A 15,406-nucleotide genomic window follows, 5' to 3' on the forward strand; every position below is an offset into this window, starting at 1 on the left:
GCCGGAAATACGCCGCGCCGGTGAGGGTAGGATGGGCAATATTGCCCATCCTACGAGGCAGGCCCCGCCGCTTACCCGGCAGCCGAGGTCTGCAGCGCCGAGTTGTTGGCCCGCCCCTGCCCGGCATGCATCCGGTTCAGCGCGTTGACATAGGCCTTGACCGAGGCAACCACCGTATCCGTATCCGCCGATTGCCCGGTATAGACCCGCCCGTCGCGGCTGAGCCGCACGCTGACCGTGGCCTGGGCATCGGTGCCCTCGGTCACGGCCGAGACCTGATAGAGGTCCAGCTTGGCGTTATGCGGATAGAGCATCTTCACCGCGTTGAAACAGGCATCGACCGGCCCGTCGCCGGTGGCATCGACGAATTTCTCTTCGCCGCCCACGGCCAGCGTCAGCTCGGCCTCCTGCGGACCCTCGGTGCCGCAGACCACCCGCAGCTTGCGGACCTGCAGATGATCGTCCCCGCCCGAGGCCGAGGTATCGGCAACCAGCGCGATCAGGTCGTCGTCATAGACCTCCTTCTTGCGGTCGGCCAAGGCCTTGAACCGCACGAAGACGTCTTTCAGCTGGTTGTCGCCCAGATCGTAGCCCAGCTCGGCCATCTTGGCCCGCAGCGCGGCGCGGCCCGAATGCTTGCCCATGGCGATGTTCTTCGAGGTCAGGCCGATATCCTCGGGCCGCATGATCTCGAAGGTCTGGACGTTCTTCAGCACGCCGTCCTGATGGATGCCCGATTCGTGCAGGAAGGCGTTCTTGCCGACCACCGCCTTGTTGTACTGGACGGCAAAGCCCGAGACCTGGCTCACCCGGCGCGACAGATGCATGATCTTGGTCGTGTCGATCCCGGTCTGGAAGGGCATGATGTCGTTGCGCACCCGCATCGCCATCACCACCTCTTCCAGCGCCGTGTTGCCCGCGCGCTCGCCCAGACCGTTGATCGTGCATTCGATCTGACGCGCGCCGGCCTCGACCGCGGCGAGGCTGTTGGCCGTCGCCATGCCGAGGTCGTTGTGGCAATGCGTGGCAAAGACGATCTTGTCAGCGCCCGGCACGCGTTCCAGCAGCATGCGGATCAGATCAGCGCTTTCGCGCGGCGCGGTGTAGCCGACGGTATCGGGGATGTTGATCGTGGTCGCACCCGCCTTGATCGCGGTTTCCACGACCCGGCAGAGGTAATCATGCTCGGTCCGCGTCGCATCCATCGGCGACCATTGCACATTGTCGCAGAGGTTGCGGGCATGGGCCACCGTGGCGGCGATCTTCTCGATCATGCCTTCCTGATCCAGCGCCGTGATGTCGCGGTGCAAGGGCGAGGTGCCGATGAAGGTATGGATGCGCGGCTTCGCGGCATGGCGCACCGCCTCCCAGCAGCGGTCGATATCGGCGAAATTGGCCCGGGCCAGCCCGCAGATGACCGAATTGCGGGAATTGCGGGCGATGTCCGAAACGGCGGCGAAATCGCCCTCCGAGGCGATGGGGAACCCCGCCTCGATGATATCGACCCCCATCTCGTCCAGGAGGCCGGCGATCTCCAGCTTCTCGTCATGGCTCATGGTGGCGCCGGGCGATTGCTCGCCGTCGCGCAGGGTGGTGTCGAAGATCAAGACATGGTCTTGGGCTTTGATTGCGTCCGTCATGGGAAAATCCGTCCTGTCCTTGGTGTCCTTTAGCGTCGTATCCGGGCGCTGGCTACCTCTGAGCGGTCGCGCCCGGGGGCACGCTCAGAGGAGGCTAAGGAGCAGGAGACCGCGCGCGTGCAAGGGCCGGGCCGAGGGGGCCTGCAGGCTCAGGACATCAAAGGGGCGCGTGCGGTTCATGGGCCGGACTATACGGGGGCTTTCGGAAAAGAAAAGTGAAAATGCGGGGGCACATCGGGCCGAGACCGCGCGCCCGCGGCGAGCCCCGGGAGGGTTTTGCACCCTCCCGGACCCTCCCGCAGGATATTTGGAGCGCAAAGATGGGGATTAACGAGACGCCAAACTGGATCTTTGCGCCTTAAATACCCTCGGGGGTTTCCAAAGGGGGTGGAAAATCCCCTTTGGCGGGGGGTGAGCGGCGTCTCGGAAACGCGCCAGTGGCGCGCCTCTCGCCGCGAACGCCGCGCCCGTGGCGCGGCCGGGAGTCGAGGGGGCTGGCCCCCCGCACTCTGCCGTCCCTGCTTCACGCGGCGAAGTAGCGCTCGGCGCTCAGGTAATACCCCAGCCGCGCGGCCTGCGACCAGTCGCGTTCCTCGGCGGTGTCGCCCACCATGACCACCCGGTCGGCGGGCCAGCGTCCCTCGGCCACCGCCGCCAGCAGCGCCCGGCGGCTCTCGCTCCAGGGGGCGAAGGGGCGGGGCGCGGGGGCGGCGTGGTCGATCAGGCCGGGCGCCAGATCCAGCACCTGGGCGGGCGAGATCGGCGCCCGGGCCAGGGCCGAGCGCCCAGCGGCGAGGGTCGCAAGTTTCGCCGCCCGGTCCGCAGGCAGCGCGGGCTGCGGCGCGAGAAGCCGCAAGGCGTTGGTCGAGAAGAGGAAGGCGATCACGTCATGACCCGAGGCCGCGCGGATCGAGGCATAGGTGCGGTAATCGAGCCCGATCTCCGCCGCCCGTTTCACCCTGAGCCGCACCACCTCGATCGGCAGGGTCGGCATCAGCCGGGCCCGCGCCTTGCCCCAGGCGTGGCGGCGCCAGCTTTCGCCCGCTTCCATCGTCGGGCCGTTGTTATGTCCGATACCTGCCATGGCTCGCTCCTGTCGCTTTGCGCCAGAGTATCGCGCGGGCTGGCAAAGGGAAGACCCGCTGCGGGCAGATCAGACCTGCGGCGGCCAGGGCCTTTCGGCATCGGCCGCGATCCAGGCACGGACCCAGGCGGGCAGCTCCGGCGGCTGCGGGTCCTGACCGAGGAGGGCGACAGCCTCGGCCGGAGGTACGATCCCCTGCGGCCCGGTTACCGCCATCCGCACCAGCAGGTGGTTCAGCGCCTCGCCCCCGTCCCAGATCGCCTGCTCGATATAGAGAAACCGCCCGTCCCAGCCCAGAAGCCGGCTGTGCATCTCGAATCGCTGAAAGGCGCGGATCCGTCGGCGGTAGCGCACGGTGGAGCCGGCCACGGTCATGCCCCAGCGGTTGCCGAACACCACCTTCGTCAGCCCGATCCGGGTGCAGAGCGGGATCCGCCCCAGATCGTAAAGCGTCAGCGTCCGGCCGTTGTTCAGCTCCATCCAGGGGTCGAGATCCCAGGGCCAGCAGAGGTGATGCGAGACATGCGTCTCGAACAGGCCCAGCGGGCGGCGGTGATTGGTCACCGATTCCTTGAGGAAGCGAAGAAGGGGATACATGCGGGACCTCCTGCGGCTGGCATCCTGCCTCGGCCAGCGGGACGCCCGGGTCAACCCGCGCCGCAGCGTCAGACCGGCAGGAATCCGCCCGCTTTGACGAAACGGTTACGATCGGGGCGCAAGGTTGACCAAGCGTCGGCGTTGCCCTGATCGGCGTCCGCGCCTAGCATGGGGTGACCCCAAGGAGACCACGATGACCGGCGCCTTCCGCACCGCCTATTCCAAGGCCGAGCAAGTCTCGGATGCCGTGGTGCATGTTGCCGGGCTGATGCTGGTCCTGATGGCGGTGCCGGTGCTGATCGTGCTGACCGCGCTCTACCGGGGCGATGCGGCCTCGATCACCGGCGTCTCGGTCTATGGCGGCGCGCTGATCGCCATGATCCTGTTCTCGGCGCTGTACAATATCGGCGAGACCTCGGGCTATGGCACGGCCAAGGAATGGCTGCTCCGGCGGCTCGACCATTCGGCGATCTACCTGAAAATCGCGGGCACCTACACGCCCTTCACCCTGCTGTCGGGCCATGGCGTGGCGCTGACCCTGGGCGTCTGGGGCGCGGCGCTGGCCGGGATCGCGCTGAAGATCGTCTCGCCCGAGCGCTTCAAATGGATCGCGCTGGCGCTTTACCTCGGCATGGGCTGGGCGGGCGTGGTGGCCGGCGGGCCGCTGTTCGCGGCGCTGCCGACCGCGGTGCTGGTGCTGATGGCGGTGGGCGGCGGGCTCTATACGCTGGGCGTGGTCTTCTACCTCTGGCGGCGCCTGCCCTTCCATTACACGATCTGGCATGTCTTCGTGCTGGCGGCGAGCTTCGTCTTCTACTCGGCGGTGCTGGTCTTCGTGCTCTTGGGGCCGGAGGCGGCGCTGGCCTAGGTATCGGCCAGCACGCCCAGGAACGCCGCGCCGAAACGCTCGACCTTGGCCGTGCCCATGCCCTGGATCCGCTCCAGTTCCGACAGGCTGCGCGGGCGGCGCTCGGCGATGGCGCGCAGCGTCGCATGGGTGCAGACGAGGTATTTGCCGGTGCCATCCTCGCCGCGTGTGAGGGCTGCCTGCGCCTGGGCCAGCCGGTCCATGACCTCGCCCGCCTCGCTGCCCGCCAGCTTGCGGCGCGCGGGATGGGCGGCGGGCGTCTCGGCCCCGGTGATCACGCCGAGGAAGGTCTGGCCGTAGCGTTCGAGCTTGGTGGCCCCCACGCCCGAGATCGCCGCGAATTCATCGAGCGTGGTCGGCCGCCGTTCGGCCATCTCGATCAGCGAGCGGTCGGTGAAGATCACATAGGGCGGCACCCCGGCGCGGTCGGCCAGCGCTCGGCGCATCGCCTTCAGGGCCGAGAGCAGCGGCGCGTCCTCGTCCGAGACCAGCGCCCGGGGTTCGGCGCGGGTGGCGATCCGCTCGACGATATCGGCGCGGAAAGTGAGTGCCTGCTCACCCTTCAGCACCGGCCGCGCCGCTTCGGTCATCCTGAGCGCACCGTGGCGTTCGGCATCGGGGCGCACCAGATCGCGGCCCATCATCTGCCGAAAGACCGCCTGCCAGGCGTGTTTGCTGAGTTCCCGCCCGACGCCGAAGGTCGGCAGGTCGTCGTGGCGCCATTGCTTGACCTTGTCGGTCAGCGCGCCGGTCAGGATGTCGACCAGATGGCCGGTGCCGAAACTCTCGCCCGTCCGCAGCATGGCCGAGAGGGCCTTCCTCACCGCCTCGGTCGCGTCGAAGGTCTTGGCCGGGCGCTCGCAGAGGTCGCAATTGCCGCAGGGTTCCGAGACTTCGCCGAAATAGGCCAGCAGCATCCGGCGGCGGCAGGCGGTGGCCTCGGCCAGACCCAGCAGCGTGTTGAGACGCGCGTGATCGGCCTCGCGCCGCTCCGGGGGCGCGTTCGATTCGTCGATCTGGGCCCGGCGCAGGCGGATGTCGTCGGGGCCGTAGAGGGTCAGCGTATCGGCGGGCAGCCCGTCGCGCCCGGCGCGGCCAATCTCCTGGTAATAGGCCTCGATCGACTTCGGCAGGTCGGAATGGGCGACCCAGCGCACATCGGGCTTGTCCACGCCCATGCCGAAGGCGACGGTGGCGCAGACGATCAGGCCCTCTTCGGTCTGAAACAGGCTCTCGACCTTGCGGCGTTCCCAATCCTCCATCCCGCCGTGATAGGCGCGGGCGTTGTGCCCGGCCTCTTCCAGCGCGCGGGCCAGTGTCTCGGTCCGGGCGCGGGTGGCGCAATAGACGATGCCGGACTGGCCCTTGCGGGCGGCGGCGAAGGCCATGATCTGCTTGCGCGGGCTGTCCTTGGCGGCGAAGGCCAGGCGGATGTTCGGCCGGTCGAAACCGCGCAGGAAGGTCTCGGGCTGCCCCCCGGCAAAGAGCCTCTGGACGATCTCGTCCTGGGTGGCGCGGTCGGCGGTGGCGGTGAAGGCGGCAAGCGGCACGCCCAGCGCCTGCCGGAGTTCGCCGATCCTGAGGTAATCGGGGCGGAAATCATGGCCCCATTGGCTGACGCAATGCGCCTCATCGACCGCGATCAACCGGCAATCCGAACGCCTGAGCATCGCCGTGGTGCCCGAGGACGCCAGCCGTTCCGGCGCGATATAGAGGAGCTTGAGCCGCCCCCCCTCCATCGCCGCGAAGATTTCCTCGTTCTCCTCGGGCGTGTTGCCCGAGGTCAGCGCGCCCGCGGCGACGCCCGCCTCCTGCAGGCCCCGCACCTGATCGCGCATCAGCGCGATCAGCGGCGAGACGACCACCGTCAGCCCGTCCCGGGCCAGCGCCGGCAGTTGGAAACAGAGCGACTTGCCGCCGCCCGTGGGCATGATCGCCAGCACGTCCTGCCCGGCGATCACCGCCTCGACGATCTCTTCCTGCCCGGGGCGGAAGGCGGCAAAGCCGAAGACCCGCGCCAGCAGGTCGCGGCTGCGGTCAGAGGCGGCGGCCTCGCTCACCGGATCAGCGCAGATAGACGAAATTGTTCACCAGAACGATCTGCAGCGCATAGATCGCCAGCAGCACGATCAGCGGCGCCAGGTCGAGCCCGCCCATATTGGGCAGCAAGCGGCGGATGCGCGAATAGATCGGGTCCAGCAGCCGGTTCAGCCCGTCCCAGATCTGCCCGACCAGCGGCTGGCGCAGGTTCAGCACCTGGAAATTGATCAGCCAGGACATGATCACATGGACGATGACGATCCACCAGACGACATTGAGAATCATCAGCAGGATCTGAATCAGGGACGTCATGGCAGCCTCTTTGGTCGGGGTCTCCCTCAGGTAAGGCCTGCACCCGCCCGCCGCAAGCCTTCAACACCGCTCAGGCCAGCCGTTCCAGCGGTGCGGCGACCGGACAGGCCCCTTCGGGGTGGTAACGCTGGATCATTTCCATCAGCAGCGGCTTTTTCAGCGGCTTGGTCATGACGTGATCCAGCCCCGCCGCCAGGATGTCGTCCCGGTCCCCCGCCATCGCATGCGCAGTCAGCGCCACGATCGGCACCTGCGCGCCGCCGGGCATCTGCCGGATCTCGCGCGTGGCGGCGCGGCCGTCCATGCCGGGCATGGAGATGTCCATGAAGATGAGGTCGGGCTTTCGGTCGCGAAACGCCTCGACCGCCTGCAGGCCATCCTCGGCGAAGGTCAGATCCACCGCCAGCCCGTCGATCATCTTGGAAAACACCAGCCGGTTGGTGCGGTTATCCTCGGCCGCGAGGATGCGCATCCGCCGTCCGGGCCCGAGGGGGATTGTGGGGGACGGCAGGTGGGTGACGGGGCGCGGCACGGGCGGGACATCGGGCGCCGACAGAAGGTGCAGCTGGCGCACCAGATCGTGGCGCAGCAGCGGTTTTTGCAGGATCGCCCGCAAGTCACCGATCGCCGAATGATCGCGCAGCACCGCGGGGCTGGAACTGAGCAGGATCACCGGCACCCGGTGCCCCGCCGCGCGCAGTTTCAGCACCAGATCCAACCCGTCCAGACCCGGCATCTCATGATCGGTGATCAGCAGATCCACCCCCTCCCCCGCGCCCGAGGCAAAGAACTCCAGCGCCGCCTGCGCCGTGCCGGCCATCGTCACCCGCAGCCCCTGCGCGGCCAGCTGCCGTTCCAGGATCGTGCGGTTGATGACGTTGTCGTCGACAGCCATCACATGCTCCAGCCGGATCGGCGCATGGGTGAAGGGCTCGCCGGCCTCGGCCAGCGGCAGGGTCAGCGCGAAGCCGAAGCACGAGCCCTTGCCCAGCTCGCTCTCGACCCAGATCTCGCCGCCCATCAGCTCGATCAGGCGGCGGGTGATCGCAAGGCCGAGGCCCGTCCCTTCGAACTTGCGGTTGGCCTGTTCATCAACCTGGGCGAATTCGCCGAAGATCCGCTCGACATGTTCGGGGGCGATGCCGATGCCGGTATCCTCGACCGTCACTGTGACGCGGCAGGCGTCCTCGCCCTCCTCCATGCCGACGACGCGGATCAGGACATGGCCATCCTGGGTGAACTTCACCGCGTTGCCGATCAGGTTGGTCATCACCTGCCGCATGCGCCCGGGGTCGGCCATGAAGCGGGTCGGCAGGAACAGGTCGTAATCCATCAGCAGGTCGATGCGCCGCTTGCGGGCACCCGCCTGCAACAGGATCAGCACCTCATGGATGCAGCGCTCCAGATCGAAGGGTTCGGGATGCAGCGTCAGCTTGTCGGCCTCGATCTTCGAGAAATCGAGCACGTCGTTGATGATGTTGAGCAAGGCCTCGCCCGAGGAGCGGATCGTCTCGGCATAAAGGCGCTGTTCGTCGCTGAGACTGGTGTCGCAAAGCAGTTCCGCCATGCCGACCACCCCGTTCATCGGCGTGCGGATCTCGTGGCTCATATTGGCCAGGAACGCCGATTTCGCCCGGTTCGCAGCCTCCGCCCGCTGGCGGGCATCGTCCAGTTCGGCGGCGTGGCGCTGGGTCTCGGTGATGTTGCGCACCAGGCTGACGATATCGCCGCCCCGCGCCCGCCGGTCGTAGATCAGCGCCGTGTCGCCCCGGGTGAAGGTCAGGAGCATCGGCTCGATCTCCTCGGCATCCCAGCGCGACAACATGGCGGCGATCCAGCCCTCCTTGCTGATGCCGTCCAGCTGCACGCGTTCCTCATGCACCAGAATCTCGACCAGACGGCGGTAGCTGATGCCGATCTGCACCTCGGGGATGCCGGAGAAGACGCCCAGATAGGCCTGATTGGCGATCACCAGCTGCTGCTGGCTGTTGAAGACTGCAAAGCCGTCGCGAATCGTGTTGATCGAATCCCAGAGCCGCCGTTCCGCCTGGGTGGCGTGGCGCTGCGCGGTCTCCGTCTCGGCCCGGGCGCGGTGCTGCAAGGTCTGCACTTCGGCCGCGCGCTGCGCCTCTTCCAGGGCGCTGGTGCGGCCGCGCTGGCGCAGGGAATGAAGCTCGGCCCGGATGGCATCGACCTGGGCCAGCGCCTGATCCCGCTCCCGCGTTCGCTGTTCGAGGCGCTGTTCGGCGGTCAGCCGCGCGCGCCGCTCCTGAGTGAGCTTGTCGAAGAGCGTCATCTGCCCCGGAACCCTGAATCAACGGACCGGCACGAGGGCCGGTCCGCCGAGGATCCCCGGTATGGGTGAAGAGGTCCTTAACCCGCGTAGGGTTTTTTGCCGGGTGGGCTTTTTGTCACAGCCGCTCTGTCACAGCCGTTCGATGGCCAGCGCGATGCCCTGCCCGCCACCGATGCACATGGTGATCAGGCCATAGCGGCCGCCGATGCGCTCGAGCTCGTACATCGTCTTGACGGTGACGATGGCGCCGGTGGCCCCGACCGGATGGCCGAGCGCGATGGCGCCGCCGTTGGGGTTCACCTTGGCCGGGTCGAGGCCGAGGCCCTTGTTTACCGCCAGAGCCTGCGCCGCGAAGGCCTCGTTCGATTCGATGACGTCGAAATCCTCGACCTTCAGTCCGGTCCGCGCGCAGAGCTGCTGCACCGCCGGGATCGGACCGATGCCCATGACCTCGGGCCGGACGCCCGCGACGGCATAGCCGACGATCCGCGCCAAGGGCTTCAGGCCCGCCTTCTCGGCCGCGTCGCGCCGGGCCAGCACCACCGCCGCCGCACCGTCGTTGATGCCCGAGGCATTGCCCGCCGTCACGCTGCCGTCCTTCTTGAAGGCCGGACGCAGGCCCGCCAGCGCCTCGGCCGAGGTGGCCTTGGGGTGTTCGTCGGTGTCGAAGACCACGTCGCCCTTGCGGCCCTTCACGGTGATCGGGACGATCTGGCTGGCGAAACGGCCCTCGGCGATCGCCTTGGCCGCGCGCTGCTGGCTTTCCAGCGCGAAGGCGTCCTGCGCCTCGCGGCTGATGTCATGCTCGGCCGAGACGTTCTCGGCGGTCACACCCATATGGCCGGTGCCGAAGGGGCAGGTCAGCGCGCCCAGCATCATGTCCAGCACCTGCGCATCGCCCATCTTCTGGCCGAAACGGGCGGCCGGGACGATATAGGGCGCGCGGCTCATGCTCTCGGCCCCACCGGCCAGCGCGAAATCCGCGTCGCCCAGCGCCAACGCCTGCACGGCCGAGACGATGGCCTGCGCGCCCGAACCGCAAAGCCGGTTCACGTTCATCGCCGGCGTCGTGTCGGGGATGCCCGCGCCGATGGCGGCCACGCGCGACAGATAGGCGTCGCGCGGGATGGTGTTGATGACGTGGCCGAACATCACGGTGCCGATCATCGAGGGATCGACGCCCGCGCGCTCCAGCGCCGCTTTCGAGACCTGCGTCGCCACCTCGGCCGGGGGCAGACCCGCGAGGCTGCCGCCGAAGGTGCCGATGGCGCTGCGCGCGCCGCTGAGAATGACGATCTCGTCCATGTCCATCCCTTTCCGTGATGCTCCTCGCCCCTTCTATAGACCTCTGCTGCACCTGCACAAAGCACCCTGCGCAAAAGTCACGCAGCGTCAGAAGCGATCAGCGGCAATAGGTGCCGCCGCCCCGGTGCTGGGCCACGTCGAAGTGGAAGTGATCCTGATGGAAACGGTCCGAATCGGGGCCGAGCGTGGTGCGGAAAATGCCGCAGGCCGCCTGATACATCTGCCGCATCATGCGCCGGTAAGGGCCGCGGCGGTAATGCTGCTCGACCGTGACGACCGAACCGTCGGCCAGCCGGAAGCCGCCGACATCCACCGCCCGGCCCCGCCCGTGCTCGGAAATCCGCGCGCCGCGCTGGTTGTTGCGGGGACGGCAGGAATAATGGCCCATGATGCGGATCTGCGTGACGCCGCCGCCGGTCCGGCCGATGGCGGGCAGCGCCTCGGTCCTGACCCAGCGTTCAAAGGCCATCGCCGCGTCGCAATCGAGGGTCGCGGCCAGGGACAGCGGGATGCCGTTGACCGAGGTCACGCTGACCGGGCGGGCGATGCCGCAGCCCTGCGTGGTCGAGGTGATGCGCGGCAATTCCCGCCCTGCAAGGCCGCGCACGCCACAAAGCCCGCTGCCCGAAGGGCCGCCGGTGCGGTTGGGCACCGCCGCGGGGGTGGCCTGCTGCTGGGCGCGTTCCTGCGCGCGTAGCGCCGCCAGCGTGGCGAAGCGCTGCACGACCGACGAGGTCCGGCGCCGGGGAAACAGGCTGCTGGCGACGGCGAGCGGGCTGATCTCGGCCGCCTCAGCGGCGTCGTCATGCGCGACGCGCTCGGCCACCCGCCGCGCCGCCTCGATCCGGGCCTCCTGCGCCGCTTCGGCGGCGTGGCGGGCGGCATTGGCGGCCTGCTGGGCGGCCAATGCCTCGGCCGCGACCGCCTCGCTCAGCGGCACGGCCCCGGCGGGACGCGGCGGCGGGGCGCTCAGGGCGGCGGTGACGGCGGCATCGGTGCCGGGGGATGCGGGGCGGGCCTGCGGGTGGGGCGAGGTCAAGGGCGCCTCGCCCCAGCCCGGCCCCGGCGCCATCAGCGCCAGAACCAGAACCGAGACTCGCCAGCCCGCCACCCGCCTCAGCCCTTCCGCACTCGGCCGAAATCGGGCGCGTCGGTATCCTGCCCGGCCTCGATGATGCCGCGCCGGATCGCCCGGGTGCGGGTGAAATACTCGAAGAGATGATCGCCGTCGCCCATGCGGATCGCCCGTTGCAGCACGAACAATTCTTCGGTGAACCGGCCGAGGATGTCGAGCGTCGCTTCCTTGTTGGTCAAGAAAACATCGCGCCACATGGTCGGGTCCGACGCCGCGATCCGGGTGAAGTCCCGAAAGCCCGAGGCGGAATACTTGATGACTTCCGATTGCGAGACGCGGCGCAAATGGTCGGCCACCCCCACCATCGTGTAGGCGATGAGGTGCGGCGTGTGCGACACCACGGCCAGCACGAGGTCGTGGTGCGCGGGCTCCATCGTGTCGACATTGGCGCCGACGCCTTCATAGAGCGCCCTGAGCCGCGCCACGGCCTCGGGGTCCGAGCCCTCGGGCGGGGTCAGCAGCCACCAGCGGTTCTCGAACAGCGTGGCGAAGCCGGAATAGGGCCCCGAATGCTCGGTCCCGGCCAGCGGGTGGCTGGGGATGAAATGCACGCCCGCGGGGATATGCGGCCCCACCGCGTCGATCACCGCCTGCTTGACCGAGCCGACATCGGTGACCGTGGCGCCCGGGGCCAGATGCGGGGCGATCTCCTCGGCCACCTTGCCCATGGCGCCGACCGGCACGGCGAGGACCACGAGGTCCGCGCCCTTGACCGCCTCGGCCGCGCTTTCATGCACGCTGTCGACAAAGCCGATCTCGGCCGCCGCCTTGCGCGTCTCCTCGGTGCGGGCGAAACCGGCGATATGGCCGGCGAGGCCCCGGCGTTTCATCGCATGCGCCATCGACCCGGCGATGAGGCCCAGCCCGATCAGGGCGACCCGTTCGTAGACCTGCGTCATCAGCGGATCCCCTTGAAGGTGGCGATCACGCCGAGGATGCGGCGGCAGGCGGCTTCATCGCCCACAGTGATCCTGAGGCAATCGGGCAGGCCATAGCCCCCCACCTTGCGCACCAGGATCCCGTCGTCCCGCAGCGCGCGGTCGGCGGCATCGGCCTCCTCGGCGCTGGCGAAGCGGGCGAGGACGAAATTGGCGAAGCTCTCGTCGCAGGCGACGCCCATCTGCACCAGCCCGTTGCGCAGGAAGTCCCGCCAGCGGGCGTTTTCGGTGGCGCAGAACCGGGTGTAGTCCACATCCCGCACCGCCGCCTCGGCCGCCGCCATCTGCGCCAGGCTCAAGTTGAAGGGCTGGCGGATGCGGTTCAGCACGTCGATGATCTCGCGCCGCGCATAGCCCCAGCCAATCCTGAGCCCGCCGAGGCCGTGGATCTTCGAGAAGGTGCGCGTCATCACCACGTTCGGGAAGTCCTCGACCATCGAGACGCCGCCGTCGAAATCGCCCGCGAATTCGGCATAGGCGCCGTCCAAGACCAGGATGACCCCTGCGCCCAGCCCTTCGGCCAGACGGCGCAGATCGGCCTCGGCCATCATCGTGCCGGTCGGGTTGGCGGGATTGGCGATGAAGACGATCTTCGTGCGGGGCGTCACCGCCGCCAGGATCGCATCCACATCGACCCGCCGCTCGCGCTCGGCCACCGTGACCGGGGTCGCGCCCGCGGCATGGGCGAGGATCGGATACATCGAGAAGCCGTGCTCGGTGGTGATGCATTCATCGCCCGGCCCGGCATAGGCCTGGGTGATGAATTGCAGCACCTCGTCCGAGCCCACGCCGCAGATGATCCGCGCCGGGTCCAGCCCGTGAATCGCGCCGATCGCGGCGCGCAGCTCGGCGTGGTCGGTGGCGGGATAGCGATGCAGGGACGCCGCGGCCTCGGCGAAAGCGGCCTGCGCGCGGGGCGAGGGGCCGTAGGGGTTCTCGTTCGACGAGAGTTTCAGCACCTCGGTCTTGCCCGCGACCTTGCTCTCGCCGCTGACATAGAGGGCGATATCCATGATCCCGGGTTGCGGGCGGATGGCGTCGTTCATGTCTTCATGTCCCCCAGAACGCATTTATCCGGTGATGGCCCTGGCGGCTACCCGCCCGGTTCCCTCGTAGTGCCGCGATGGCTTCATTCTGCCGAAAATACGCTCTTCGGGCGCCACGCATGCGAAAGGGCCGCACCGGTTCCCCGGCGCGGCCCTTCCCCAAAGGCAAGACCTCAGCCGTGGCTGGATCAGTTCTTCGCGTAATATTCGACGACGAGGTTCGGTTCCATCTGAACCGCGTAGGGCACGTCGCCCAGACCCGGCGTGCGCACGAAGGTCGCGGTCAGTTTGGAATGGTCGACTTCGAGGTAATCGGGCACGTCACGCTCGGCGGAAGCGACGGCTTCCAGCACGATGGCCAGCTGCTTCGACCGGTCGCGGACGGCGATCACGTCGCCTTCCTTGACGCGGTACGACGCGATGTTCACGCGCTTGCCGTTCACGGTCACATGGCCGTGGTTCACGAACTGGCGGGCCGCGAAAATGGTCGGAACGAATTTGGCGCGGTAGACGACGGCGTCCAGACGACGCTCCAGCAGGCCGATCAGCATCTCGCCGGTGTCACCCTTCACGCGGGCGGCTTCGGCGTAGATCTTCTTGAACTGCTTTTCGGTCAGGTCGCCGTAATAGCCCTTCAGCTTCTGCTTGGCGCGCAGCTGCGTACCGAAGTCCGAGAGCTTGTTCTTGCGGCGCTGGCCGTGCTGGCCGGGGCCGTATTCGCGCTTGTTGACCGGCGACTTGGCGCGGCCCCAGATGTTCTCGCCCATGCGGCGGTCGATCTTGTACTTGGCAGTCGTGCGTTTGGTCACGGCTGATCTCCTTTTCGTTTTGGCTTTCTCGGCTTGTCCGAAAACCGGTTCCCACTTTTCGGGCCTCGAACAGCTCTGCGCCGCTCGGCTTCCGCGTGGGCACCGGCCCGCAGGGCCGAGTCACGTAAAAGGGCGTTGTCCTTTCCGGGTTTCCCCGGCGACAGGCTTCCCCTTGCGGGGTCCCCCAACACCAATGAAAATCCGGGCCACCGCCTTGAGGGGCGGACCACCCGGACGGCGCGCTTATACAGCCCCGCCCGGCACTGTCAATGCGTTCAAGGCAATCGGGCCGGGCGCTGACCGGAAGTTGACGGACCCGCCCCTTGCCGAGGCCCCTGCCCTACCCCACATCGCCACGGCCAACCAGCCAGAGGGCCCCGATGAACCGCCACCACCGCCGTTTCGAGCGCCAGCTCGACCGCATGGGCCGCAGCCTGCCGGGCGTCGGAGGGCCATTGCGGGGGCTCGCCGCGCCGGGACGGTTCTGGATCCGGCTGCCGGTGGCGATCCTGCTGATCATCGGCGGGTTCCTGGGCTTCCTGCCGGTGCTGGGTTTCTGGATGATCCCGATGGGGCTGATCCTGCTGGCGGTCGACCTGCCGGGCCTCAGGCCGCGCGTCTCGGCCCTGCTGATCCGGGGCCGGGCGCTCTGGCGCCGGTTCCGCCGCCGCTGAGCCAGCCGCCGCCCAAATTCCCAGGCCCCGCCGTTCCTCGCTTGCCAAGCCCCGGCCTGCGTGGTCCGGTGGTTTTGCCCGGCTGCGGCCGGGGTGTCAGTAACAGCGAGAAGGAAACGGCACCATGGGACTCCTCGACGGTATCCTGGGCGGGATCGTGGGCGCGGGCGCGGCGCGCGTCATCGAACAGGTCCTGCAGAACAACGGCGGCGTTCAGGGCCTGCTCCAGAATTTCGAGCGGAACGGGCTGGGCGGCATCGCGCAAAGCTGGGTCGGCAACGGCCAGAACCAGACGGTCACCCCCGAGCAGGTGGAGCAGGCGCTGGGTCCCGAGGCGCTGAACAACCTCGCCGCGACGACCGGCATGGACCCGCAGGCGCTGCTGGCGCAACTGGCGCAGCACCTGCCGGGCGCGGTCGACACGATGACCCCGGGCGGGCGGATGCCCTCGTAATCAGGCGGTCTTCGTCAGGCGGTGGCGAAGCGCAGGATTGCCGCTTCGCCCCGCGTCAGGCAGCGCCGCGCCGTCTCGCCGAAACGCGCGGGATCGCCCACCAGCCCCGGCGCCGCCTTCTCCAGACTGCGCGCGTGCCATTTCAGCACCGCGGGATCGGCCATGCCGGGGTGGAAACTCTCGCAGGGCTGACCGTTGGCGGTCAGGA

At 68.4% G+C, this 15,406-nt stretch carries 14 protein-coding genes and 1 pseudogene; 3 read left to right on the top strand and 12 right to left on the bottom strand.

From position 1 onward, the window contains the following. Positions 1 to 71: 71 nt before the first annotated feature. The 3 genes from VDQ18_RS11030 to VDQ18_RS11040 all read right to left on the bottom strand — a co-directional run bounded on the left by VDQ18_RS11030 (position 72) and on the right by VDQ18_RS11040 (position 3,321). On the bottom strand, positions 72 to 1,640 hold the full coding sequence (locus VDQ18_RS11030; protein ID WP_323020991.1) for a 2-isopropylmalate synthase: 1,569 nt from the start codon (positions 1,638 to 1,640) through the stop codon (positions 72 to 74). Between the two features lie 523 nt (positions 1,641 to 2,163). Further along, entirely contained in the window at positions 2,164 to 2,724 is a 561-nt protein-coding gene (locus tag VDQ18_RS11035; protein ID WP_323020992.1) for a hypothetical protein, read from the bottom strand. A 69-nt stretch (positions 2,725 to 2,793) separates the two neighbouring features. Further along, positions 2,794 to 3,321: an acyl-CoA thioesterase gene (locus VDQ18_RS11040; RefSeq protein WP_323020993.1), complete on the bottom strand. Its 528-nt coding sequence runs from the start codon at positions 3,319 to 3,321 to the stop codon at positions 2,794 to 2,796. Positions 3,322 to 3,514: 193 nt separating this feature from the next. Between VDQ18_RS11040 and trhA the strand changes: the two genes are divergently transcribed. Further along, positions 3,515 to 4,189: a PAQR family membrane homeostasis protein TrhA gene (trhA, locus tag VDQ18_RS11045; protein WP_323020994.1), complete on the top strand. Its 675-nt coding sequence runs from the start codon at positions 3,515 to 3,517 to the stop codon at positions 4,187 to 4,189. Here the strand turns inward: trhA and recQ are convergent. From recQ to rpsD, 8 genes are all read right to left on the bottom strand, one after another. Next, positions 4,186 to 6,249: a DNA helicase RecQ gene (recQ, locus tag VDQ18_RS11050; protein ID WP_323020995.1), complete on the bottom strand. Its 2,064-nt coding sequence runs from the start codon at positions 6,247 to 6,249 to the stop codon at positions 4,186 to 4,188. The two genes, trhA and recQ, sit on opposite strands and share 4 nt — an antisense overlap. 4 nt (positions 6,250 to 6,253) lie before the next feature. Beyond that, positions 6,254 to 6,541 (bottom strand): YggT family protein, encoded by a 288-nt coding sequence (locus VDQ18_RS11055; protein WP_323020996.1) that lies wholly within the window; start codon positions 6,539 to 6,541, stop codon positions 6,254 to 6,256. 70 nt (positions 6,542 to 6,611) lie between these two features. Continuing rightward, the gene (locus tag VDQ18_RS11060; RefSeq protein WP_323020997.1) at positions 6,612 to 8,837 is read right to left on the bottom strand and encodes a response regulator; all 2,226 of its coding nucleotides are present in this window, start codon (positions 8,835 to 8,837) and stop codon (positions 6,612 to 6,614) included. A gap of 129 nt (positions 8,838 to 8,966) precedes the next feature. Next, on the bottom strand, positions 8,967 to 10,142 hold the full coding sequence (locus VDQ18_RS11065) for an acetyl-CoA C-acyltransferase family protein (protein ID WP_323020998.1): 1,176 nt from the start codon (positions 10,140 to 10,142) through the stop codon (positions 8,967 to 8,969). A gap of 97 nt (positions 10,143 to 10,239) precedes the next feature. After that, entirely contained in the window at positions 10,240 to 11,253 is a 1,014-nt protein-coding gene (locus VDQ18_RS11070; RefSeq protein WP_323020999.1) for an extensin family protein, read from the bottom strand. Between the two features lie 5 nt (positions 11,254 to 11,258). Beyond that, positions 11,259 to 12,176, bottom strand: coding sequence for a prephenate/arogenate dehydrogenase family protein (locus VDQ18_RS11075; RefSeq protein WP_323021000.1), 918 nt, complete (start codon positions 12,174 to 12,176; stop codon positions 11,259 to 11,261). Continuing rightward, positions 12,176 to 13,261 (bottom strand): histidinol-phosphate transaminase, encoded by a 1,086-nt coding sequence (gene hisC, locus VDQ18_RS11080; protein WP_323021001.1) that lies wholly within the window; start codon positions 13,259 to 13,261, stop codon positions 12,176 to 12,178. The genes VDQ18_RS11075 and hisC overlap by 1 nt, the downstream gene beginning before the upstream one ends. 188 nt (positions 13,262 to 13,449) lie before the next feature. Continuing rightward, positions 13,450 to 14,070 (bottom strand): 30S ribosomal protein S4, encoded by a 621-nt coding sequence (gene rpsD / locus VDQ18_RS11085; RefSeq protein ID WP_323021002.1) that lies wholly within the window; start codon positions 14,068 to 14,070, stop codon positions 13,450 to 13,452. A 380-nt stretch (positions 14,071 to 14,450) separates the two neighbouring features. On the opposite strand from rpsD, the gene VDQ18_RS11090 reads away from it, so the two are divergent. After that, entirely contained in the window at positions 14,451 to 14,744 is a 294-nt protein-coding gene (locus VDQ18_RS11090) for a hypothetical protein (protein ID WP_323021003.1), read from the top strand. Between the two features lie 124 nt (positions 14,745 to 14,868). Further along, complete coding sequence (locus VDQ18_RS11095) at positions 14,869 to 15,198, top strand: YidB family protein (protein ID WP_323021004.1); 330 nt, start codon at positions 14,869 to 14,871, stop codon at positions 15,196 to 15,198. A 14-nt stretch (positions 15,199 to 15,212) separates the two neighbouring features. Here the strand turns inward: VDQ18_RS11095 and VDQ18_RS11100 are convergent. Further along, positions 15,213 to 15,406, bottom strand: a pseudogene (locus tag VDQ18_RS11100) (hemolysin-type calcium-binding protein); the annotation flags it as partial.

Source organism: Pararhodobacter sp. (genome assembly GCF_034676075.1).
Taxonomy (GTDB): domain Bacteria; phylum Pseudomonadota; class Alphaproteobacteria; order Rhodobacterales; family Rhodobacteraceae; genus Pararhodobacter.

Bases quoted from the DNA above. Each gene is read 5' to 3' on its own strand.
- VDQ18_RS11030 (WP_323020991.1), bottom strand. From the start codon at position 1,640: ATGACGGACGCAATCAAAGCCCAAGACCATGTCTTGATCTTCGACACC.
- VDQ18_RS11035 (WP_323020992.1), bottom strand. From the start codon at position 2,724: ATGGCAGGTATCGGACATAACAACGGCCCGACGATGGAAGCGGGCGAA.
- VDQ18_RS11040 (WP_323020993.1), bottom strand. From the start codon at position 3,321: ATGTATCCCCTTCTTCGCTTCCTCAAGGAATCGGTGACCAATCACCGC.
- trhA (WP_323020994.1), top strand. From the start codon at position 3,515: ATGACCGGCGCCTTCCGCACCGCCTATTCCAAGGCCGAGCAAGTCTCG.
- VDQ18_RS11055 (WP_323020996.1), bottom strand. From the start codon at position 6,541: ATGACGTCCCTGATTCAGATCCTGCTGATGATTCTCAATGTCGTCTGG.
- VDQ18_RS11060 (WP_323020997.1), bottom strand. From the start codon at position 8,837: ATGACGCTCTTCGACAAGCTCACTCAGGAGCGGCGCGCGCGGCTGACC.
- VDQ18_RS11065 (WP_323020998.1), bottom strand. From the start codon at position 10,142: ATGGACGAGATCGTCATTCTCAGCGGCGCGCGCAGCGCCATCGGCACC.
- VDQ18_RS11075 (WP_323021000.1), bottom strand. From the start codon at position 12,176: ATGACGCAGGTCTACGAACGGGTCGCCCTGATCGGGCTGGGCCTCATC.
- hisC (WP_323021001.1), bottom strand. From the start codon at position 13,261: ATGAACGACGCCATCCGCCCGCAACCCGGGATCATGGATATCGCCCTC.
- VDQ18_RS11090 (WP_323021003.1), top strand. From the start codon at position 14,451: ATGAACCGCCACCACCGCCGTTTCGAGCGCCAGCTCGACCGCATGGGC.
- VDQ18_RS11095 (WP_323021004.1), top strand. From the start codon at position 14,869: ATGGGACTCCTCGACGGTATCCTGGGCGGGATCGTGGGCGCGGGCGCG.